Raw genomic sequence first — 21,629 nt, forward strand, 5'->3', positions numbered from 1 at the left:
TTGCCTCCCGCCCGCCGGGCTCAGCCCTCGTCCGGCTCGTGGGCCGCGTCGGCGTCGGCGTTGCCCGACGCGTCGTCGCCGTAGTCGGGCAGGATCAGGACGCCAGCGTCCAGGTCGACCTCGGCGCGCCCCGCGTTCGGGTCGTAGCGCTCGCCCTTGCCGGTCTCCTCGGAGCCGGACTCGCCGGCGGGATCGAAGAGTTTGCCGAACATGCCCATGGTGGCCTCCCGTGATTGCCGTCCTGCCTACCGTATGCCGTGGGGCCGGCGGACGCACCCTCGCCGCCCGGGAACCGGCTGGGTCGCCGACGCCCCGAATAGGGCGCGCGGCGGGCCTGGGCTTACCGTGTGGCGAGAGAGAGTTCGTAGGTGCGGGGATCAGGAGGCCGGGGACATGGCGACATCAGGGATCGACCGGGTTCACATGGACGTCCGGGTACGCCCCCAGGACGACCTCTTCGGCCACGTGAACGGGCGGTGGCTGGAGACGGCCGAGATCCCTGCCGACCGCGGCCGCTACGGGGCCTTCGACATGCTCCGGGAGAACGCCGAGACCAGGGTGCGCGAGCTGATCGAGCGGGCCGCGGGGTCCGAGCCGCCGCTGGACAGCCCTGCCGGCAAGGTGGGTGCGCTGTACGCCAGCTTCATGGATACCGCGGCGGTCGAGGCGCAGGGCACCGAGCCGCTGGCCGACGACCTGCGCCGGATCGCCGCCGTCACGGACGCCTCGGGCGTGGTCCAGACGTCGGGGGTGCAGGAACGGCACGGCGTGGACGGCCTGGTGCACTTCTGGGTGACCTCGGACGCCGGCAACCCGGGCACCAACATCGGCTACCTGCACCAGGGCGGCATCGGCCTGCCGGACGAGGCGTACTACACCGACGAGGACCACGAGGCGACGCGCACGGCATACGTGGCCTACCTGCGCCGGCTGCTCGAACTGGCCACGGACGAGCTGGCGGCGGCCGGGCTCGACCTCGGACCCGACGCGGCCGACCGGGTGTTCGCCCTGGAGACCCGGATCGCCGCGGCCCACTGGGACCGGGTGACCGCCCGGGACGCGGTGAAGTCCTACACCCGGCTGACCCGCGCCGAGCTGGACGACCTCACCCCCGGGTGGGACTGGGCGGCCTGGGCGGGCGGCATCGGCGCGGCGGACGGCGCCCTGGACCACGTCGTCGTCCGTCAACCCGACGTGCTGACCGCGATCGCGACGGCGCTGACCGAGGTGCCGGTCGCCGACTGGCAGGCCTGGCTCGTGGTGCGTCTCCTGGACGCGACCGCCCGCTACCTGCCGGACGACTTCGTGCAGGCCCACTTCGACTTCCACGGCCGCACCCTTACCGGCACGCCCCAGCTGCGGGAGCGGTGGAAGCGGGGCGTCGGCCTGGTCGAGCAGCTGCTCGGCGAGGCGGCCGGTCAGCTGTATGTCGCGGAGCACTACCCGCCGGAGGCCGCGGAGCGGATGGAGCACCTGGTGGCCAACGTGGTCGCCGCCTTCCGCGAGCGCATCGCCGAGCTGGAGTGGATGGGGGAGCAGACGCGGGAGAGGGCGCTGGAGAAGCTGGCCGCGTTCCGTCCCAAGATCGGCCACCCGCCCACCTGGAAGGACTACTCGGCCTACGAGGTGCTGCCGGGCGACCTGCTGGGCAACGTGCGCCGCGGCCACGCCGTCGCGGCCGACCGGGAGCTGGCCAAGGTCGGGCAGCCGGTGGACCGCGACGAGTGGTTGATGACCCCGCAGACGGTGAACGCCTACTACCACCCGATGCTCAACGAGATCGTCTTCCCCGCCGCCATCCTGCAGCCGCCGTTCTTCACGGTGGACGCCGACGACGCGGTGAACTACGGCGGGATCGGGGCGGTCATCGCCCACGAGATCGGGCACGGGTTCGACGACCAGGGCTCCCGGTTCGCCGGGGACGGGTCGCTGACCGACTGGTGGACCGAGGAGGACCGGGCCAACTTCGACCAGCGGGCCGCGGCGCTGATCGCCCAGTTCGACGGGCTCTCCCCGCGGGACCTGCCGGACCGGACGGTCAACGGGGGCCTGACGGTCGGGGAGAACATCGGGGACCTGTGCGGCCTCAACATGGCGTTGGCCGCCTACCGGAAGGTGGACGGGGGAGGGTCCCAGGAGATCGACGGCTGGACGGGGGACCAGCGGTTCTTCCTCGGCTGGGCGCAGGTGTGGCGGGGCAAGGCGCGGGCCGAGGAACTGGCCCGGCTGATGACCACCGACCCGCACAGCCCCTCCGACCTGCGGGGCAACGTCGTGCGCAACGTCGACGCCTTCCACGAGGCGTTCGGCGTCACCGAGGGCGACGGCATGTGGCTCGCACCGAGCGGCCGGGTGCGAATCTTCTGACCCCGGCCGCCCGTCCCGCTGCCGGGGGACGGGCGCGATCAGTCGGTGGCCCGCACGCCGGTGATCCGGTGGAGCAGGAAGGTGCGCGGCTGGTCCTGGTCGCCGACGGTGCCGCGCACCCGGCCACCCTCCACGGCGACCGGGCGCAGGAGCAGGGGCTGGACGCCCCCGACCTCGTCCGCGTAGCCGATCCAGACCGCGAGCCGGTCGGCGGCGGCCTCGCGCAGCACGGCCAGGGTGACGACCGGGTCGGTGTTGCGGGGTGCCCCTCCGGCGCTCCCGTCGGCGCCCCCGCGTGCCTTCTCCCCGCGTTGCATCCCCGCGACCACCTTGCCGGCGATCTCGGGGCCGACCGTGCTGAGCTGGACCGGGGCGGGGGTCCGTCGGGTGGTGCGGTGGTCACGCGCGGCCCCGAGCACGACCCCGCCGTCGCCGCCCTCGGCGATCGGGCCGTACTGCCGCTCCCGGAGCAGGTCGAGCACGGTCGGTGCGGCCACCGGGCTGACCAGGACCGTCGGGGCGATCCGCCGCAGCTGGAGCAGCCCGAGCTCACGGTCGGCCAGCACCCGGTCCAGGAGGGCCTCGTCGTCCGAGCGCAGGTAGGACGAGGCCGACCCGACCCGGGCCACCCCGTGCCGCCGGGCCACGTCCCGGACCAGGTACTCCAGCGGCTGGGGGAGCCCGGTCCTGCTCACCGCCGCGATCTCGGAGAGCACGCGGTCTGCGGACCACCCGGCGTCCAGTGCCCGGCGCACGCTGGGCTCGGTGAACCGGTGCACCGTGGCGCCACCCCGGGACTCGATGTCGGCCACCAGGCGCAGCACGGTCCGGGCCTGCCCGTCGAGCCGCCCCGGCGCGACGGCGGTGAGGTCGGCTTGCAGCAGCACGTGGTCGACGGCCGGGGGGATGTGCTCGGCCATCACGGCCGCCGCGCCGGTCTCGTCCCCCGCGACCAGCAGCCTGCCGGCCGACGCCAACGCGCCACGGCCGGTCACCGCCGCCCACTCGGCCTCTCGGCGGACGGTCTCGAGGTCGGGGTCGCCGATCCGGGACAGGCGGGCGGGGTGCCGCCAGCGCAGCAGGGCGAGCAGGTCGTCGTCGGGCGGTGCCGTGCCCGGCTCCCAGGTGGCCAGCGCCGTGAGCGCGTCCTGGCGCCGCTGCCGGCCGCCGGGCCACGAGGTCTGCAGGCTCAGCGCGTTGACCCGGTTGCCGTCGCGGTTGCCCACCAGGGATGGTGCGGCGGACATGGTGAACCAGGCGCGGGCGAGGACCGCCCAGCGCTCGCTGGCGGGACGCTCCGCCCAGTCGTCGGAGTCGCCGGTCGGCATCCAGGCCGGGTCGACGGCGTCGTCGGCCGCGACCAGCCCGGCGGCCAGCATGACCTCCACCAGCCAGGCGGCGTGCCCGGTCTCCGTCTCGGTCAGCCTCGCCACGTGGGACAGGTCGCGGGCGGACAGCCCACCCGCCCGGAGCACCCGCGGCGGACAGGCGCCCCACTCGTCGAGGACCTCGGCCACCAGGGAGATCAGCTCGGCCGCGCGCCCTCCCGCGCTGGCGTCCACGACGGCGGGGTCGAGGGGAGTGCCACCGGGGGTCGGGGGCTCCAGGGCCGGGTGCCGGTGCAGCGTCCCACCCCTGAGGGCGAGGGCGACCTGGCGGGGCAGGAGGACGTGGGCGTCGTCGATGCGCTGCAGCAACCCCCGCTCGACCAGGGCGCGGCCGGCATCACGGATCGCCCGGTCGCCGCTGCCGCCCGCCGACAGCACGCCCGTCGGGGGGCCCCACGTCAGGGCCGACAGGATCGCGCGCTGCGGGCCGTCGAGGTCGGCCAGGGCGTCGGTCAGGTCGGGACCCTCCGGCACCTGCTCTCCGACTGGGCCGAGACCGGCGGGTTCGCCGAGCACCTCGGTCACGGTGCGCACCACGCGGACCCCCTCCGGCGACCGCCAGGCCAGCGCGAGGGCGACCAGGTCCTGGACCAGGCCGGCCACCGCCGCGGACCGGGCGGGTTGCCCCAGCAGGGCCGCGACGGCTGCCGGCTCCGCCGCGCCCGCCACGGTGATCGCCTCCAGAGCCTGCAGGTGCGCCAGGTCCAGGCCGTCGAGGGCTCGTTGGACGCTCGCGCGGGTGGTGGCCCGGGCAGCCAGCGAGGTCAGGTCCGCCGGAGCGGGCCGGGCCAGGTCGGGGCGCGACCGGAGCAGCGCCACCAGCTCTGCCTCGCTGCGCAGGCGCAGGTCCTCGGCGAGGCTCCGGGCAGGTGTGGGCACGCTGGACACGCTAGCGGCCACCGACCCCGAGGGCGGCCCTGATCAGCGGCACCTGGACCGGGAGACGGGCCAGGGACACCGCGAACCCGGTCCACGACCGCACGGTCCGGCGGCGCGCCGCCCGTCGACCGAGCGTCAGGCTCATCTGCACGTTGGCGGGGAACACCGCCACGAGCAGCCCGGCGCTGGCGAGTCCCGCGGGGGCACGGGTCGCCGGGTGGACCATGCCGGCGGCACAGGCCAGCTCGGCGACACCCGAGCCCAGGACCAGGAGCCGGCGGTGCCGGCGCAGCGGGGTGGGGATGATCCCCTCGAACACGCGGGGTCGCAGGAGGTGCAGGAGGCCGGACGCCCCGAACAGGGCGGACAGCGCAACGCCTCCGGGGGGCAGTGGGCGGTGGGACCTGGGCACCGCCCCAGGGTCCCACGCGCCGCGCCTCGCCGCGTGACGGGCTGGTCGGTCCGGCCGGTCAGAGGTGCACGGTCACCTCGGCCTCGGCACGCAGGTCCTCGACCAGTTGGAGGACGGCCTCGTTCTCCTTCTCGGACTTCAGCTGCGCCTCGAGCTGGTCCTTGACGTCCTCGTAGGCGGGCATCTCCTGCGCCGGCGCACCGGTCTCGGACGCCGCGTCGCCACCCTCGGAGCCGGACTCCTCGCCGCCACCGCCCTGCTGGGCGGACAGCTCGTCGTAGAGCGCCCTGATCTCCTCCTCGGTCGGGTCCTCGACGTTGGCCTCCTGCTCGACGAGCTGGTCGACCTTGATCTTCTTCTCGACCTCGGCATCCACCTCGTCGGCGGTCATGCCCTGCTCCTCGAGGGCCGCGACGAACTCGTCCGCGGACCCCAGGCCGTTGCCCTGGGCGAGCTCCTCGAGCTCGGCCTCGATGTCCTCCGCGCTGGCCTCGAAGCCGTGCTCGTCGGAGGCCTGGAGCAGCAGCTCGTTGCTGACCAGGCCGTCGACGGTCTCCTGCCGGAGGGATTCCTCGTCGACCGGCTGGCCGGTCATCTCCGCCTGCATCGACGCCTGCTCGAAGGTCGTCGTGTAGGCCTCCGTGAAGTCGTCCTTGGAGATCTCGGTCCCGTTCACCTCGGCGACCGGGTCGGGCACGTCCGAGAGGTCGGGCGCTCCGGCCTCGGCGCCCGGGTCGCCGGTCCCCGCAGCGTCGTCGGCGCCACCGCCGGCGGTGGCGCCAGCCTGGCCGTCGCTCTCCGACGCGTCGTCGGAACCCGGTGTGGCAGAGGTGCCCTGGGTGCTGTCGGCGCCGTCGGTGCCGTCCCCGGTGTCGGAGCTGCAGGCGGCGGCCCCGAGCAGGCAGACAGCCAGCCCCAAGCTGGTCAGCCATTTCTTGTTCTGCATTCTTCTCCCTCATGTCGAAAACGGTCGGTCAACGTATCACGAATCGATAAACTCGCTTGTTCGGAATTCTCAGGGAATTGCCAGGAATGGGGATTGTGAATATGAATACACGGATGTCCGCGGGGTGGCCGTCCGTCCGCCCTTGCCGGCCGTGGACCGGGTGGGATACTGTGAGGCTAACAGCGTTAGCCGAAGGGTCTGGCGCGAGACGGGAGTAGGACGATGCCATGACCGACCAGACCGCGGAACGTCCCCACTACCAGCGCCCGGGATGGGTGACCCGCAACGTCTTCAACCGCGCCATGTCCTTCCTGACCCGTCGCGGGGTGAGCGTCGTGGGCAGCCGGGTGCTGGAGGTCCCGGGGCGCCGCACCGGCGAGCACAGGCGGGTCCCCGTCAACCTCCTCGAGCACGGGGACGCGGCCTACCTGGTGGCCGCGCGGGGTACGACCGAATGGGTCCGCAACGTGCGGGCCAACGACGGACGGCTGGCGCTGATCCTGGGGCGCCGCCGGACGACCTACCGTGCGACCGAGCTCCCGGCGGGTGCCCGCGCGGAGGTGCTCCGGGCCTACCTGGCCCGGTGGAAGTTCGAGGTCGGGGCCTTCTTCGACGGTGTTGACGACCGCTCATCCGATGCCGAGCTGGAACGGGCGGCGACCCGGCACCCGGTCTTCCGGATCGACCCGGAGCCGGCCGGATGACGGTGCCGTCCCGACCGGCTCCGTCCCTGCCGGCGCGCACGCCCCGGTCCCGACAGATCCTCGCGGTCGCGCGGGATCTCCTCGAGGCGGAGGGGCCGGAGGGGCTGACCATGCGCCGGATCGGTGCGGCGCTGGGCATCAGGGCCCCGTCCCTCTACAAGCACCTGCCCGGCAAGGATGGGGTCCGCAAGGCCCTCATCGCCGATGCGCTCCTCGAGATCGGGACGAGCCTCCACGAGGCGGTCGCGGCGACGGAGGAGTCCGCGGGGCCCGCGGTCCGGCTGCTGCGCGCCTACCGGGCCTACGCCACGGCGCACCCGCACCTCTACCGGTTGTGCACCGTCGGGGAGCTGGACCGCGCCGCCCTGCCCGCGGGCCTCGAGGAGTGGGCCGGCACTCCGTTCTTCCTGGTGGCCGGGGAGCCGTACCGGGCGCAGGCGCTGTGGGCGGCCGCCCACGGGCTGGCCGTCCTGGAGATCGACAACCGGTTCCTGCCCGGCTCGGAGCTGGACCGCACGTGGGCCTCGGCCGCGGCGTTCGGTTAGCCTGCGCCAATGCCACGGCACCCTGAGCAGTCCGGTCCGGTGACCGCCAGCACCCCGGCCGGGGTGTCCGGCCGGACGCGGCCGGTGGGGCGGGCATGAACCCCTCGACCGCCCACGCCCGGGTCCTGGTCGACGAACTCCTCCGGTGCGGGGTCCGGGACGTGGTGCTGTGCCCGGGCTCCCGCTCCGCGCCGCTGGCGTATGCCGTGCTGGCGGCCGAGCGCGCCGGGTCGCTCCGCCTGCACGTGCGGGTGGACGAGCGCACGGCGGGCTTCCTCGCGCTGGGGCTGGCCAAGGTCTCCCGCAGGCCCGCCGCGGTGATCACCACGTCCGGCACCGCGGTGGCCAACCTGCACCCAGCGGTCCTGGAGGCCGACCACGGCGCGGTGCCGTTGCTCCTGCTCACCGCCGACCGCCCGTCCGAACTGCGCGGGACCGGCGCCAACCAGACGACGCGCCAGCCCGGCCTGTTCGGCAGGGCGGTGCGCTGGGAGGTGGACCAGCCGGCCGCGGAGCGGGGCGCCGACGGCTCCGCCGAACAGGCGGCCTGGCGCTCGGACGCGTGCCGGGCCTGGGTGGCCGCGACGGGTGGCCTCGGGGGCCGGCCCGGACCGGCGCACCTCAACGTCGCCTTCCGGGACCCGCTGCCCCCTCCCGAGCCGGCCGGGCGAGCCGGTGGGGTCCGGTCCGCGCTGCCGCCGGCCCTGGCGGGCCGTCCGGACGGCCGTCCCTGGACGGCGCCCGCCCCCACGGATGCTGCGGGTCTGGACCCCCGGGTGCGGACCCTGCTCGTGCTGGGGGACCTGCCCGATCCGGCGCAGGCCGACGAGGCGCTGCGGCTGGCGATGCGCAACGGCTGGCCGGTGATCGCCGAGCCGTTCGGCGCCGGCGACCGGCGCGGCGTCGTGCCGCACGGGCCGCTGCTCCTGGCCGCCCGGGACTGGGTCGACCGGCACCTGCCCGAACGCATCCTCGTCGTGGGGCGGATCACCCTCAGCAGGGACCTCGGCCGGCTGCTGCGCAGCCCGGGGGTCCGGGTCGAGCTGGTCACAACCGGACCCGACTGGCCCGACCCGTCCCACGTGGCGCAGACCGTGCACCCCTGGGCGGCGCTGCGCCGTGCGATGTCGTCGGCGGGTGCCGGACCGGGTCGGGGCACCGGCACGACCGACGTCCGCTGGGCCGCCGCGTGGGTCCAGGCCGGCATGGACGTCTCCCGTGCGGCGCGGCGCGTGGTCGCGGCGAGCTGGCCGTCGGGGCCCGCGATCGCCGACACCGTCCTGGGGTCGCTCGCGACGGGGGACACCCTGGTCGTCGGGTCCTCGAACGCCGCGCGCGACGTCGACCTCGCCGCGTCGTGGCGTCCGGACCACGGGACGACCCGGCCCACGGTGGTGGCCAACCGGGGGCTGGCCGGCATCGACGGCACGGTCTCGACCGCCCTCGGCATCGCCCTCGCGGCCCGGGCGAGCGAGCCGGACCGGGGCGCCCCCGGCGGCGGACCGGGGTGCACCGTGGCGCTGCTCGGTGACCTGACCTTCCTGCACGACGCCTCGGGGCTGGCGTTCGGCCCCGACGAGCCGCGCCCGGACCTGACCCTGGTCGTGGTGAACGACGACGGGGGCGGGATCTTCGCCACCCTCGAGTACGGCGCCCCAGCACGGTCCGCCGACTTCGAGCGGGTCTTCGGCACCCCCACGGGGACCGACCTCGCCGCACTCTGCCGGGCCCACGGCATACCGCACGAGGTCGCCGGGGGCGCCCCCGACCTCGCGGCCGCGCTCGCCGGGACGGGCGGTGGGGTCCGGGTGGTCGAAGTGCGGGTGGACCGCTCGCGGCACCGGGACCTGAGGGAGCAGCTGGCCGCCGCCGCGGCCGCCGCCGTGCGCTGACCGGCACCGACCCGCCGTCGACCGTGCCGGGTTAGAAGCCGATGGCGCCGAACGGGTCGCTGTCGGCGCGCATCGCCCGGCTCAGCCGGCGCACCGCACCCGGCGTCAGCTCGGTGACCTGCCCCGCTGCGGCCTGGGCGACGATCGGGCGGCCCCCGAGGTAGGCGGCACCCAGCGCCTGCACGGGCAACCGCACGTCGGCGTCGGCGTCCGTGGGCAGGCAGCTGCCGACCCCGTCGGCGCCCACGGACAGTCGCCAGCGGCGCGCGTTCCACGGGCAGACGTCGTCGACGACGTCCAGGACCACGTCCACCGGCCCGCTGTAGCCGCGGGCGGTGAGCGCCTTGTCGACGTCCACGAGCCGCAGCCACAGCCCGTCGTAGTGCCGCACCCGGACCGCCCGGGGACCACCGGCCCACCAGAGCAGCGGGTCGTCGGGCGAACGGTCGTAGAAGGTCACCTTGCCGGTCAGGTCGAAGTCGACCAGCCGGCGGGCCAGGGCCAGCAGCGAGCCGGGGTCGGTCGCCCCGAGCTCGCGCACGCGCACCTCGCCCTCGGGCTGGTGGTCGTCGTTCCACTTCGCGACGCGCCGGAACACGGCATACCCGGTGAGTTCGGTGCCGCGCTGGGCGAACATCGCCCGCAACGGCTCGTGGCCGCCGCGGGACGTGGGGTGGTCGGCGAACCAGCCCCGGGCGGTGTCCTCGCCGCGGGTGACCGTGCCGAGGGTATGCCGTGCCGTCGCCAGGTGGGCCCGGTGCAGGGCGGCGGCCGCCTCGTCCGAGTCGGCGTCCACGAAGTGCGTGGACACCTCGGACGCCGACGCGTCCAGCGTCTCGCCGGCCCGGAACTCGGTCCCCCGCCCCATGTCGAGCGAGACGTCGGAGGACGCCCCGCCGTAGCCGAACCGGCCGTAGATGCCCGGCTCGGAGGCGTGCAGACCGGCCAGGGGCGTCTCGTCGCGGTCGTGCAGACCGTGCAGGTGGTCGACCATCATCCGGCGCAGGATGCCGCGGCGACGGTGGTCCGGGTGCACGCCGACCCAGGTCAGGCCCGACATCGGCAGCGGGGTCAGGTCCCCGTCCGGCCCGGGCGCGGTGACCCCCATGAGCCAGGCGCTGTAGGTGCCGACCAGCGGCACCGGCCCGTCGGAGGGGGTGCCCAGCGGCGCGGGGCCCACGGGTTCCACCCCACGGGTGCGGGTGAAGTCGAGGTTGCGGACGTAGTCCGCACCGGTCTGACCGGGGGCGACCTCGAACCAGGTGAGGTCCTCGAAGTGGCGGATGCGCTCGGCGTCGGCCGGCGTCAGGTCGACCAATCGGGTCGCGTCCCCGGGGGATGCCTCGGATAAACTCACGGGGCCACTCTGGCCTCCGGCGAGCACGCCGCGCCACACCTTTTCCAGCAGCGTCGGCCCGGCCGGCGAAGGAGCCCGAAAGACCCCGTGTCCACACCCCTGCCTCCACCGCGCATGCCTGCTTCCGCCACCGTCCCGGACCGCCGGACGGCCGGATCGCCCCTGGCGGTCGCGGTCGTCTTCGCCGCGGCGGGGTTCGTGATGGCCCAGACGCTGGCGCGGGTGCCCGCGCTGCGCGACAGCGTCGGGGCGAGCCAGGCCGAGCTGGGGCTGGCCCTGGTGGGCGGCGGGCTGGGGTCGCTCCTGGCGATGCCGCACACGGCACGCCTGGTCAGCCGGTTCGGCAACCTCCGGGTGACCGCGGTCTCCCTCGTCCTCGCCTCGCTCGGCTGGGGCTCGGTCGCGTTCGCCCCGAACGTCTGGGTGCTGGCCGGGCTGCTGGTGCTCGCCGGCGCCCCGGTGGGGGTCTGGGACGTGTCGATGAACATCCAGGGCTTCCGGGTGGAGCAGCTGCGCTCCCGCACGCTGATGCCCTACCTGCACGCCGCCTTCTCCGCCGGGACCGTCGCCGGGGCGGGTCTGGGGGCGCTCGCGGCGTGGCAGGGCATCGGCCTGGGCCAGGTCCCCGTGGGCGCGGTGCTGGCGCTCCTGGCGGGGCTGGCCGCGGTCCGGGCCTTCGTCCCCGTCGAGGACACCACGGCGGGTGACGGTGCGCAGGATCCGGCCGAGGAGAGCAGCACTGGCCGTGGGATCAGCGTCCTGGAGATCCTGATCGGCGTGGTCTGCCTGGGGGCGGCACTGGCCGAGGGCGCCGCCAACGACTGGTTGGCGCTGCTGCTGGTCGACGTCCGCGGGGCCCCGGAGGCGTTCGGGGCGCTGGCCTTCATGGCGTTCAACGTCACGATGCTCCTGGGGCGCCTGGCCGGTGGCGCGGTGACCCGCTGGTGGGGGCGGGACGTCGTGGCCCGCGTCGGCGGCGTCCTGGCAGCCACCGGCATCCTGCTGGTCACCCTGGTCCCCTCGCTCCCGGTGGCACTGGTCGGCGGGCTGCTCTGGGGGCTGGGAGTCTCGACCATCTTTCCGGCCGCGATCTCCGCGGCCGGCGAGGTCCCCGGTCGCGGCACCCGCGCGATCGGGGTGGTCAGCACCATCGCCTACGGGGCCTTCCTGTTCGGGGCGCCGACGATCGGGCTGCTGGCCGAGCGGTTCGGGTTGGACCGCGCGCTCTGGCTGGTCGTCTGCTTCCTCGCCCTGATGGTGCTGCTCGCGGGGGCCCTCAGAGCGCGGCCGCCTTGGCGCGCAGCACCGCCTGCTCCCGCTCGTTCGCGGCCAGACCCGCAGCCGTGAGCAGCTCGGACCGGGCCTCCTCGGTCCGGCCCAGTCGGGCCAGCAGTTCGCCCCGGACGCTGGGCAGCAGGTAGGAGCCGCGCAGCGCCCCTGCGGAGGCGAGACCGTCCACGATCCGCAGGGCGGTGGCCGGGCCGGTGGCCATCGACACGGCGACGGCGCGGTTGAGGTCCACCACGGGGCTCGGCGCGATCCGGCCCAACGCCTCGTAGAGCACCACGATGCGATCCCAGTCGGTGTCTGCCACGCTCGGGGCGACGGCGTGGCACTGCGCGATCGCGGCCTGGAGGGCGTAGCTGCCACGGCCCCTGCCCACCCTGTCGGCCAGCGCCAGCGCGGACTGCCCGCGGCGGATCTGCGACCGGTCCCACCGGGAGCGGTCCTGGTCGGCCAGCAGCACCGGGGTACCGTCGGCCGCCACCCGCGCTGCGAATCGAGACGCCTGGAACTCCATCAGCGCCACCAGGCCGTGCGCCTCGGACTCTCGCGGCAGCAACCGCGCCACCACCCGACCGAGCCGCAGCGCCTCGAGGGCCAGGTCGGGTCGGATCCAGCGGTCGCCGGAGGTGGCGGCATACCCCTCGGTGAACACGGCATACACGACCCCGAGGACCCCGCTCAGCCGCTCCCGCCACTGCCCCGGCTCCGGCGCCTCGAACGGCACCGTGGCGGCGGCCAGGGTCTTCTTGGCCCGGGTGATCCGTGCCTGCACCGTGGGGACCGGCACCAGCATGATCCGGGCGATCTCCTCCGTGGTCAGGCCACCGACCACCCGGAGGGTGAGGCACACCTGCGCCTCGCGCGAGAGCACCGGGTGGCAGGCGGTGAACACCAGCCGCAGCATGTCGTCCTCGATCGGCTGCCACTCCTGCTCTGCCGCCTCGGTGAGGTCGTGGGCGATGGCCTGGTAGCGCTCGGCGAGCCGCTCCCGGCGGCGCCAGGCATCGATCGCCCGGCGTTTGGCCACCGCCGTGAGCCAGGCGCCCGCGTTGCGCGGGACACCGGACTCCGGCCACTGCGTCAACGCATCCGCCACCGCCTCCTGGGCGAGGTCCTCGGCGAGCCCGAAGTCGCCGGTCACCCGGGCCAGGGTCGCCACGACCCGGGCGCCCTCGATCCGCCAGACGGCGTCGACGGTGCGTCGGATGTCGGTCATCGGTCCGTATGCCGTGGGGCCGGGTGGGGCGACCCGACTCAGCCCTTGCCCCCGGCGCCCTTGCCCTCGGCGCGGGCGGCCTGCTCCTCGCGCCAACCCTCTTCCTTCTGGACGTACTCGTTGTCCGCGAAGTCGGCGAAGTCGCACTCGTCGGTCACCCGGCGCACCTCGAGCTTGCTGCCCGGGCCGAGCGGGGCACGGCTGGCCCACTGGGCGGCCTCCTCCTTGCTGGCCACCTCCAGGATCCAGAAGCCGTTGAACAGCTCGTGCGTCTCGCCGTAGGGGCCGTCGGTGACGATCGGGGTCTCCGCGTCGAAGTCGACGACGAAGCCCTCCTCGGCGTCGGCCAGGCCCTCGCCCGCCAGGAGGACCCCGGCGTCCATCAGGGACTCGTTGTAGGCACCCATCGCGTTGATGATCTCCTCGAAGTCCATCTCCTGGGATGCCTCGGCAGCCTCCTGGGTGGCCCGCATGATCAGCATGTACTTCATCGTCCTGCTCCTTCGTCGCGCAGGGCGCCTCGTGCGCCCTCCTGCCTACCCGTCGAACGGCCGCGCCGCGGATCGACATGGCCGACCAACTTTCTCCGCCCCCGCCGTGCAGGCCTTCACACATTCTGCACATCGCGCTGGCACCGCGGCCCCGTCCGGACTCCTAGGCTTCAGAACATGACCGAAGAACGCGGGGCAGGGGCGGGCAGTCACCGGCTACTGGTCGTCGAGGACGACCCCACGATCAACCAGGCGCTGGCCGACCGGCTCGCCGCCGAGGGGTTCGACGTCGTCCGGGCGTTCGACGGACCCGGTGCGGTCACGGCATACCAGGAGCACACGCCGGACCTGGTCCTGCTGGACATCATGCTCCCCGGCTTCGACGGCCTCGAGGTGTGCCGTCGGATCCAGGCGGAGCGGCCGGTGCCGGTCCTGATGCTCACCGCACGGACCGACGAGACGGACCTGCTGGTGGGCCTGGGGGTCGGGGCCGACGACTACGTGACCAAGCCGTTCCGGATGCGGGAGGTCGTGGCACGGGTGCGCGCGCTGCTGCGACGGGTGGACCGCGCCGCCGAGCTGGCCGCCGCCCGCCCGCCGGCGGTGAAGGTCGGTGACCTCGTGCTGGACCGCGCGACCCGCCGGGTGCAGGTCGGTGCGGACGAGGTGCACCTCGCGCCGTTGGAGTTCGACCTGCTCGCGGTGCTCGCGGAGGCGGCCGGGACGGTGCGCAGCCGGGAGTCGCTGATGTCGGAGGTCTGGGGCTGGGCCGATGCCCGGGGGACCCGCACGCTGGACAGCCACGTCCGGTCGCTGCGCGCCAAGATCGGCAGCGCGCGGATCCGGACCGTGCACGGCGTCGGCTACGCGCTGGAGGCCTGAGGTATGCCGTCCACTCACCTCCGGCGGGAACGCCCCCTCGACGGGGTCACCTCGATCACCGTCAAGATCGGGCTGCTCGTCGTGCTGAGCATCGTGGCGGCGGTCGTGCTGATGCAGGTCGGCAGCCGGGCGGGGGTGCCCGGCTGGATCACCCTGCCGGTCGCCCTGGCCGGTGCCCTCGGGGTCAGCCGGTGGCTGGCCCGCGGGATGACCTCACCGCTGCGGGAGATGACGCGGGCCGCGGGGCAGATGGCCGCCGGGGACTACTCGGCCCGGGTGCCGGCGACGTCCGCGGACGAGGTCGGACGGTTGGGGCACGCCTTCAACACGATGGCCGCCGACCTGGCCGCCGCGGACCAGGAACGCCGCCAGCTGGTCGCCACGGTGTCCCACGAGCTGCGGACGCCGCTGGCCGCCCAGCGCGCCCTGCTGGAGAACCTCGTCGACGGTGTCGTCACCCCCGACGACACCGCCCTGCAGACCGCCCTGGCCCAGTCCGAACGCCTCAGCGGCCTGGTCTCCGACCTGCTCGACGTGAGCCGGATCGACGGCGGGGCGGCCCCACTGCACCTCGCGCCGGTCCGGGTGGCCGAGCTGCTGGGGGCTGCCGCCGCCGAGGCCACCGTGGGGGGCCGGGACGTCCGGGTCGAGACCCGCGTCGAACCCACCGACCTGGTCGTCGACGCCGACTCGGCCCGTCTGGCCCAGGTCGTGGCCAACCTGCTGGACAACGCGATCCGGCACAGCCCCGCCGGCGGCACGGTGACGGTGCACGCCGCCGCGGCGGACGACCGCTGGTTCCTCGAGGTCGGGGACGAGGGGCCCGGCATCCCCGCCGAGCAGGCGCAGCGGGTGTTCGAGCGGTTCGGCGTCGGCGAGGACGGGGGCGGGGGCACCGGCCTCGGCCTGGCCATCTCCCGCTGGGTCTGCCAGCTCCACGGCGGCACCATCGCCGCACTCCCACCCCCCGGTGACGCCACCGGGGCACGGGTGCGTGCGGTGCTGCCGCGCCACCCCTCCGCCCGCGACGTCCAGCCGGCCGCACCCATCCAGCACCGCACACCCACCCAGCACGGCACACCCGAGGAGAACCCCGTGACCGCGACCCACCCCACCCCCTCGTCGACCACGGCCGCGACGGACGCGCCGCCGCTGCCGGCCGCGACGACCGACGCGCTGTTCGGCGACTTCTGGCCGGAGCGGGAGAGCCTGCGGACGGCGACCGGACAGTTGGCCGGGTCGGTGGCGGTCGGGGCGCTGGCCGCCCTGGTGCTGCCCTACCGCAACATCGGGCTGGGGGTCCTCCTGGTGCTGCTGCTGGCCGGCGGACTCGTGCTCGCGTCGTCGGTCTACCGACGGCGGCGGTGGACCGTCGTCTCGGCCGCCCTCTGCGTCGGCCTCGCCTCGCTCGTGGTGCTCCGCGCCGCCGAGTGGCTGGCGGTGCTGGCCGTGCTGGTGGCGGGCGTCCTGGTCGCGACGGCGCTGACCGACGCCCGGAAGGTGCTCTCGATGCTCGCGGCCGGGGCCACCTGGGTCGGCAGCGGCATCCGCGGGCTGCCCCTGCTCGGACGGACCCTGACCGCCGCGGGCCGCCAGGAACGGCTGTGGCCGGTGCTGCGGACCACCGCCCTGTCCCTGGTCGCGCTGGTCATCTTCGGCGGACTGTTCGCCTCCGGCGACCCGGTCCTCGGGTCGTGGGTCTCGGCGGTCCTGCCGGACATCACGATCGCCGACAGCCTCGTCTTCCGCGGCTTCGTGTGGTTCCTGGTCGGTGGGGTCGTCCTGGCCGCGTGCTACCTGGCGCTCAACCCCCCGAGGGTGGAGAAGGTGGCGCTGCGGGGTGCCCGTCCGGTGTCCCGACCGTGGGAGTGGGCGGTGCCCGCAGGCGTCGTGCTGGCGGTGTTCGTGGCCTTCCTGGTCGCCCAGGCCTCCGCCATGTGGGGTGGACACGACTATGTCCTGAACACCACCGGGATGCGGTATGCCGACTACGTCCACCAGGGCTTCGCCCAGCTGACCGCGGCGACCGCGCTGACCCTGGTGACCATCGCCCTGGTGGTGCGCAAGGCACCCCGGTCCGATCCGGGCGACCGCCGGTTGCTCCGGTGGATCCTGGGTGCGTTGTGCCTGCTCACCCTGCTGGTGGTCGTGTCGGCGCTGTCCCGGATGGCGGTCTACCAGCAGGCCTACGGGTTCACCGTCCTCCGGGTGCTGGTGGACGCCTTCGAGGTGTGGCTCGGCATCCTGGTGCTGCTCGTGATGGTGGCGGGGGTCCGGATGTCCGGCTGGTGGTTGCCGCGGGCCGCGCTGGCCTCCGGGGCCGCCCTGCTGCTCGTGATCGGCCTGGCCAACCCCGAGGCACGGGTCGCGCAGGCCAACATCGACCGGTTCCACGAGGTGGGCAAGCTCGACGTGGCCTACCTGGCCAGCCTCGGGGCCGATGCCACCCCGGTCATCGAGGCCGGTCTGCCGGCCGACCTCGCGGAGTGTGTCGTCGCGGGGCAGTACGCCTCCTCGCTGGAGGACGACTGGCTCGGCTGGAACCTGGGGCGGGCCAGGGCGGCCCAGGTGTCGGGCTACGGCACCGACAACAGCAGGGGACTGGCCTGCGAGCCGCAGATCGGGGAGTGATCCCGGCGCGCCGATGAGTTCCGGCCCCGCCCCGGGTCAGACCCGTATGGCACACCCCGAGGAGCAGACGATGACCGACCCGACCACGCACACCCTGGACCTTCCCGGCGTCACCCTGACCTACGACATACGGGGCGACCTGACGGAGGCGACGGCCGACCGGCCGGCGCTGCTGCTGGCCGCCTCGCCGATGGGCGCCTCGGGCTTCCCCACGCTGGCCGGGCACTTCACCGACCGACCGGTGATCACCTACGACCCGCGCGGGGTCGAGCGCAGCGTCCGCTCCGACGGGGCCGGTGAGCTCACCCCGGAGCAGCACGCCGCGGATCTGCACGCGCTGCTGCAGGCGCTGGACCTGCCGGCCGTCGACGTGTTCGCCAGCAGCGGGGGTGCGGTCAACGCCCTGTGCCTGGTGTCCGCCCACCCGGACGAGGTCCGCACCCTGGTCGCCCACGAACCGCCCGCGGCCGCGGCGCTGCCCGACGCGGGGCCGGCGCTGGCGGTCTGCGAGGACATCTACCAGACCTACCAGCACGAGGGGATGGGCCCGGCCATGGCCAGGTTCATCGCGATCAGCTCCCACCAGGGCCCGGTGCCCGAGGACTACCTGGACGGCCCCGCGCCGGACCCCGCGGCGTTCGGTCTGCCGACCGAGGACGACGGCACCCGGGACGACCCGCTCGTCGGCCAGAACATCCGGACGATCACCGCCTACCGGCCTGACGTCCCCGCCCTCACCACGACCGCGACCCGCGTGGTTTTCGCGGTGGGGGAGGAGTCCGGGGAGGAGCTGGCGGCCCGGGCCGGCCGAGCCGTTGCCGCCGCGATCGGCACCGAGCCGGTGCTCTTCCCGGGGAGCCATGCCGGATTCCTCGGCCAGGAGTACGGGCCGGAGATGGCCGGGCGCCCGGACGAGTTCGCCGCGGCGCTGCGCCGGGTCCTCGACGGCCGCTGAGCAGGAGCGACACGGGACGGCGCGCGTTACTGCGGTATGCCGTCGGCCGAGTGTGACCAGGATCGCACCGTTCCGGTTTGGTTCCGCGAGGGTATTTAGGTAAGGGTGGTCTTACCTAAATATTTTCGGAGGAGTTCTTCGTGCGAGACATCCGCGTCGCCGTCATCGGCGCTGGCCCGGCCGGGATCTATGCCGCCGACATCCTGACCCGGGAGCACCCCGGGGCCAGCGTCGACATCATCGAGCGACTTCCCGCGCCGTACGGGCTGGTCCGCTACGGCGTCGCGCCGGACCACCCCCGGATCAAGGAGATCGTCAAGGCGCTCCGTCGGGTCCTGGGCCGGGAGGAGATCCGCTTCCTGGGCAACGTCGACTACGGCACCGACCTCAAGCTCGCGGACCTCAACCGGTTCTACGACGCGGTGATCTTCGCGACCGGGGCCGCCACCGACCGTCCGCTGGAGATCCCCGGCATCGACCTGCCCGGCTCCCACGGGGCCGCCGACTTCGTCTCCTGGTACGCCGGGCACCCCGACGTCCCGCGCGACTGGCCGCTGGAGGCCGAGTCCGTGGCGGTGATCGGCGCCGGCAACGTCGCCCTCGACGTGGCCCGGATGCTCGCCAAGCCCGCCGACGAGCAACTGGGCACCGAGGTGGCCGACAACGTCTACCAGGGGCTGAAGGCCAACCGGGCCAAGGACGTGCACGTCTTCGCCCGCCGCGGCCCCGCCCAGATCAAGTTCACCCCGATGGAGCTGCGCGAGCTCTCGCACAGCCCGAACGTGGACGTCCTCGTACACCCCGAGGGGTTCGAGATCGACGAGGCCGGCCAGCAGGCGATCAACCGCACCAAGAGCACCCGCCTTGTGGTGGACACCCTGTTGAAGTACCTGGAGGCGGAACCGACCGGCGCCGACCACCGGATCCACATCCACCTGTGCCAGGTGCCGGTCCGCGTCCTGGGCACGGACCGTGTCGAGGGTCTGCGGACCGAGCGCACCGAGCTCCAGGGCGACGGGACGGTCCGCGGCACCGGCGAGTATGTCGACACCCCGGTCCAGGCGGTCTACCGTGCCGTGGGCTACCTGTCGACCCACCTGCCCGACGTGCCCTTCGACCACGCCGCCGGCGTGGTGCCGCACGACGCCGGCCGGGTGCTCGACCTGGACGGGTCGCAGCTCACCGGCAGCTACGTCACCGGCTGGATCAAGCGCGGACCGGTGGGGCTGATCGGGCACACCAAGTCCGACGCCGCCGAGACGGTCGCCAGCCTGCTGGCCGACCTGGACGGCCTGTCCGCGGCGGAGCTGCCCGACCCGGACGCCATCGTCGCCTACCTCCGGGACCGCGACGTCGACGTCGTCACCTGGGACGGGTGGGAGCGCCTCGACGCCCATGAGGTCGCCCTCGGTGAGGCCCAGGGTCGCGAGCGGATCAAGGTCGTGCCCCGCGAGGACATGCTCGTGCACGCCTCGGGTCGCCAGCTGGTCTGAGGGGGGCTAGCGGAGGTCGACCCCGGCTCGGGGAGCGGCCCGCGAGACGGTCCCCGGTAGGGGCAGCCGCAACCGCAGCCCCGTGCGCTCAGGCGTCGAGGGCATAGCGCATCGCGGCGAGCTTGGCCTCGGTCTCGGCCAGCTCGGCGTCCGGGTCGGACGCGGCGACGATGCCCCCGCCGGCGAACAGTCGCATCGAGGAATTGTCGGTGGCGAACTGGCCGCAGCGCAGCGCGATGCCCCAGTCGCCGTCCCCGTCGGCGTCCACCCAGCCGACGGGCCCGGCATACCGCCCCCGGTCCATCCCCTCGATCTCGGCGATCAACCGCGCCGCGACGTCGGAGGGGGTCCCGCACACCGCGGCGGAGGGGTGCAGCGCGGCGGCCAGGCGCAACGAGGTGGCGCCGTTGGCCGGCTGCCCGCTGATATCGGTGGCCAGGTGGTAGACGTCGGGGAGCTCCAGGACGAACGGCTCGTCCGGCACCTCCAGCGCGGTGCAGTGCGGGGCCAGTGCCTCGGCCACGGACCGGACCGCGAAGGCGTGCTCCTCCAGCTCCTTCTCGTCGGACACCAGGTGCAGCCGGGGGTCGCTGCGGTGGGCCGGTTCCAGCTCCGGGTGGGCCTCGGTGACCGACGGCGCGGGCGTCCGGTCCCGGCGGACGGTGCCGGCCAGGACCCGGGAACGGACCCGGCCGTCCTGTAGCCGGACCAGCATCTCGGGGGTGGCGCCCACCAGCCCGTCCACCGCGAAGGTCCAGGTCGCGCCGTAGCGGTCGGCCAGCCTGCGGAGCACCCCCACCGGGTCCAGCGGCCCGCTGCCCTCGGCGACGACGTCGCGGGCCAGCACGACCTTCTCGACCTCCCCGGCGCGGATCCGGCCGATGGCGGCGCGGATGACCTCAGGCCACCGGTGCGCCGGGACGGTGCCGTCGCGCAGCTCGACACCGGGGCGCACCCGGTCCCGGGCAGCGGGGGCGGGAGTCGGTGCCTCGACGGGCGCGGCGACGTGATCGCCCTCGGGCTCGATGGTGGTCACCCAGCACCGGCCGTCCCTGCGCCCCACGACCACCTCGGGGACGGCCAGCGTGCCGCCCCGCGCGGAGTCCGGGGAGAAGGCGAAGGACCCGAAGGCGAGCAGGCCGCTGCCCGGCTGCCCGATCTCGTCCTCCACGGTCGCGGCCGACACCAGCTGGGCCCACCACTCCTCGGCGGAGTCGAACCGGGCGGTGCCGTGCGTGGTGACCTCGGCAGCGCGGCCCCAGGCGACGATGCCCTCGCCCTCCCGGACCCAGGAGAGCACGCCCGACGGGTCGGCGCCGGCGGCCACCGCGGCCTCCACCCACCCGAAGAGGTCGACGAACGGGTCCACCTCGAGGGTGCTGACCCGGAGTCTGGGCGGGGCGATGACGGTCACGGCCAACCAGCCTATGTCCTCCCGTCGGGGCGGTCGGACCAGGTGCGAGGATGAGGGCATGATCCGCGCCAGCCTGGACAAGCAACCGCACGAGGTCGCCGAGATGTTCGACGATGTCGCGGGCCGGTACGACCTGACCAACGACGTGCTCTCCCTCGGCCAGGACCGGCTCTGGCGGCGCGCGGTGGTCAAGGCGGTGGCGGCGCGGCCGGGGGAGCGGGTGCTGGACATCGCCGCGGGCACCGGGACCAGCAGCGAGCCGTATGCCGACGCGGGGGTTGACGTGGTCCCGGCGGACTTCTCCCTCGGGATGCTCGGGGAGGGACGACGCCGCCGCCCCGACCTGCCGTTCACCGCGGCCGACGCGCTGGCGCTGCCCTTCGCGGACGGGTCGTTCGACGTGGTCACGATGTCCTTCGGGCTGCGCAACGTCGCGGACGTGGGGCAGGCGCTGGAGGAGTTCCACCGGGTCACCAGGCCTGGCGGGCGGTTGGTCGTGTGCGAGTTCTCCGCGCCCACGAACAAGGCCTTCCGCACCGTCTACCGCGAGTACCTGATGCGGGCGCTGCCCAGCGTCGCGCGCCGGGTGAGCAGCAACCCGGAGTCCTACATCTACCTCGCCGAGTCGATCCAGGAGTGGCCGGACCAGGCCTCCCTCGCCCGGCGGATCGGGGCGGCCGGGTGGGAGCGGGTGCGGTGGCGCAACCTCTCCGGCGGGATCGTCGCCCTGCACCACGCGGTGCGGTAGGGCCGGACGGGTCGGCCGGGCG

General features: G+C 74.4%; 18 protein-coding genes. 10 read left to right on the top strand and 8 right to left on the bottom strand.

The genetic code is table 11. The features are described from left to right. Positions 1–20: 20 nt before the first annotated feature. On the bottom strand, positions 21–218 hold the full coding sequence (locus tag FB467_RS04925; protein WP_141784103.1) for a hypothetical protein: 198 nt from the start codon (positions 216–218) through the stop codon (positions 21–23). A gap of 175 nt (positions 219–393) precedes the next feature. Here FB467_RS04925 and FB467_RS04930 point away from each other — a divergent pair, with 175 nt between their 5' ends. Further along, positions 394–2,367 (top strand): M13 family metallopeptidase, encoded by a 1,974-nt coding sequence (locus tag FB467_RS04930; protein ID WP_141784104.1) that lies wholly within the window; start codon positions 394–396, stop codon positions 2,365–2,367. Positions 2,368–2,405: 38 nt separating this feature from the next. On the opposite strand, the gene FB467_RS04935 is transcribed toward FB467_RS04930, so the two are convergent. From FB467_RS04935 to FB467_RS04945, 3 genes are read right to left on the bottom strand one after another with little or no spacing between them, the layout of a single operon-like run. Continuing rightward, positions 2,406–4,634 (bottom strand): helicase-associated domain-containing protein, encoded by a 2,229-nt coding sequence (locus tag FB467_RS04935; RefSeq protein WP_170230569.1) that lies wholly within the window; start codon positions 4,632–4,634, stop codon positions 2,406–2,408. 10 nt (positions 4,635–4,644) lie between these two features. Continuing rightward, positions 4,645–5,046, bottom strand: a complete 402-nt coding sequence (locus FB467_RS04940; RefSeq protein ID WP_141784106.1) for a DoxX family protein — start codon at positions 5,044–5,046, stop codon at positions 4,645–4,647. A 58-nt stretch (positions 5,047–5,104) separates the two neighbouring features. Further along, positions 5,105–5,992, bottom strand: a complete 888-nt coding sequence (locus tag FB467_RS04945; protein WP_141784107.1) for a SurA N-terminal domain-containing protein — start codon at positions 5,990–5,992, stop codon at positions 5,105–5,107. Between the two features lie 227 nt (positions 5,993–6,219). On the opposite strand from FB467_RS04945, the gene FB467_RS04950 reads away from it, so the two are divergent. From FB467_RS04950 to menD, 3 genes are all read left to right on the top strand, one after another. Continuing rightward, positions 6,220–6,696 (top strand): nitroreductase family deazaflavin-dependent oxidoreductase, encoded by a 477-nt coding sequence (locus tag FB467_RS04950; protein ID WP_141784108.1) that lies wholly within the window; start codon positions 6,220–6,222, stop codon positions 6,694–6,696. Then, positions 6,693–7,241, top strand: a complete 549-nt coding sequence (locus FB467_RS04955; RefSeq protein ID WP_141784109.1) for a TetR/AcrR family transcriptional regulator — start codon at positions 6,693–6,695, stop codon at positions 7,239–7,241. The genes FB467_RS04950 and FB467_RS04955 overlap by 4 nt, the downstream gene beginning before the upstream one ends. 95 nt (positions 7,242–7,336) lie before the next feature. Further along, on the top strand, positions 7,337–9,133 hold the full coding sequence (menD, locus tag FB467_RS04960) for a 2-succinyl-5-enolpyruvyl-6-hydroxy-3-cyclohexene-1-carboxylic-acid synthase (protein ID WP_141784110.1): 1,797 nt from the start codon (positions 7,337–7,339) through the stop codon (positions 9,131–9,133). A 31-nt stretch (positions 9,134–9,164) separates the two neighbouring features. Here the strand turns inward: menD and FB467_RS04965 are convergent, their stop codons facing one another. Further along, positions 9,165–10,490 carry a GNAT family N-acetyltransferase gene (locus FB467_RS04965; protein WP_141784111.1) on the bottom strand — a complete coding sequence of 442 codons (1,326 nt, stop codon included), beginning with the start codon at positions 10,488–10,490 and terminating at the stop codon, positions 9,165–9,167. A 114-nt stretch (positions 10,491–10,604) separates the two neighbouring features. Between FB467_RS04965 and FB467_RS04970 the strand changes: the two genes are divergently transcribed. Continuing rightward, on the top strand, positions 10,605–11,837 hold the full coding sequence (locus FB467_RS04970) for an MFS transporter (RefSeq protein WP_141784112.1): 1,233 nt from the start codon (positions 10,605–10,607) through the stop codon (positions 11,835–11,837). Here the strand turns inward: FB467_RS04970 and FB467_RS04975 are convergent. Further along, complete coding sequence (locus FB467_RS04975) at positions 11,767–12,993, bottom strand: RNA polymerase sigma factor (protein WP_141784113.1); 1,227 nt, start codon at positions 12,991–12,993, stop codon at positions 11,767–11,769. The two genes, FB467_RS04970 and FB467_RS04975, sit on opposite strands and share 71 nt — an antisense overlap. A 38-nt stretch (positions 12,994–13,031) precedes the next feature. Further along, entirely contained in the window at positions 13,032–13,484 is a 453-nt protein-coding gene (locus FB467_RS04980; RefSeq protein WP_141784114.1) for a YciI family protein, read from the bottom strand. A gap of 177 nt (positions 13,485–13,661) precedes the next feature. Here FB467_RS04980 and FB467_RS04985 point away from each other — a divergent pair, with 177 nt between their 5' ends. The 4 genes from FB467_RS04985 to FB467_RS05000 all read left to right on the top strand — a co-directional run bounded on the left by FB467_RS04985 (position 13,662) and on the right by FB467_RS05000 (position 19,445). Beyond that, complete coding sequence (locus FB467_RS04985; protein WP_141784115.1) at positions 13,662–14,366, top strand: response regulator transcription factor; 705 nt, start codon at positions 13,662–13,664, stop codon at positions 14,364–14,366. A gap of 3 nt (positions 14,367–14,369) precedes the next feature. Next, positions 14,370–16,997 carry a DUF4153 domain-containing protein gene (locus FB467_RS04990; protein WP_141784116.1) on the top strand — a complete coding sequence of 876 codons (2,628 nt, stop codon included), beginning with the start codon at positions 14,370–14,372 and terminating at the stop codon, positions 16,995–16,997. A gap of 70 nt (positions 16,998–17,067) precedes the next feature. After that, positions 17,068–17,952, top strand: a complete 885-nt coding sequence (locus tag FB467_RS04995) for an alpha/beta fold hydrolase (RefSeq protein ID WP_141784117.1) — start codon at positions 17,068–17,070, stop codon at positions 17,950–17,952. A gap of 140 nt (positions 17,953–18,092) precedes the next feature. Further along, on the top strand, positions 18,093–19,445 hold the full coding sequence (locus tag FB467_RS05000) for an FAD-dependent oxidoreductase (RefSeq protein WP_141784118.1): 1,353 nt from the start codon (positions 18,093–18,095) through the stop codon (positions 19,443–19,445). Positions 19,446–19,533: 88 nt separating this feature from the next. Here FB467_RS05000 and FB467_RS05005 read toward each other — a convergent pair whose 3' ends face one another. Continuing rightward, positions 19,534–20,859, bottom strand: coding sequence for an isochorismate synthase (locus FB467_RS05005; protein WP_141784119.1), 1,326 nt, complete (start codon positions 20,857–20,859; stop codon positions 19,534–19,536). Between the two features lie 58 nt (positions 20,860–20,917). Here FB467_RS05005 and FB467_RS05010 point away from each other — a divergent pair, with 58 nt between their 5' ends. After that, positions 20,918–21,607: a demethylmenaquinone methyltransferase gene (locus tag FB467_RS05010; RefSeq protein WP_141784120.1), complete on the top strand. Its 690-nt coding sequence runs from the start codon at positions 20,918–20,920 to the stop codon at positions 21,605–21,607. Positions 21,608–21,629: the final 22 nt, after the last annotated feature.

This window comes from Ornithinicoccus hortensis (assembly GCF_006716185.1).
Taxonomy (GTDB): domain Bacteria; phylum Actinomycetota; class Actinomycetes; order Actinomycetales; family Dermatophilaceae; genus Ornithinicoccus; species Ornithinicoccus hortensis.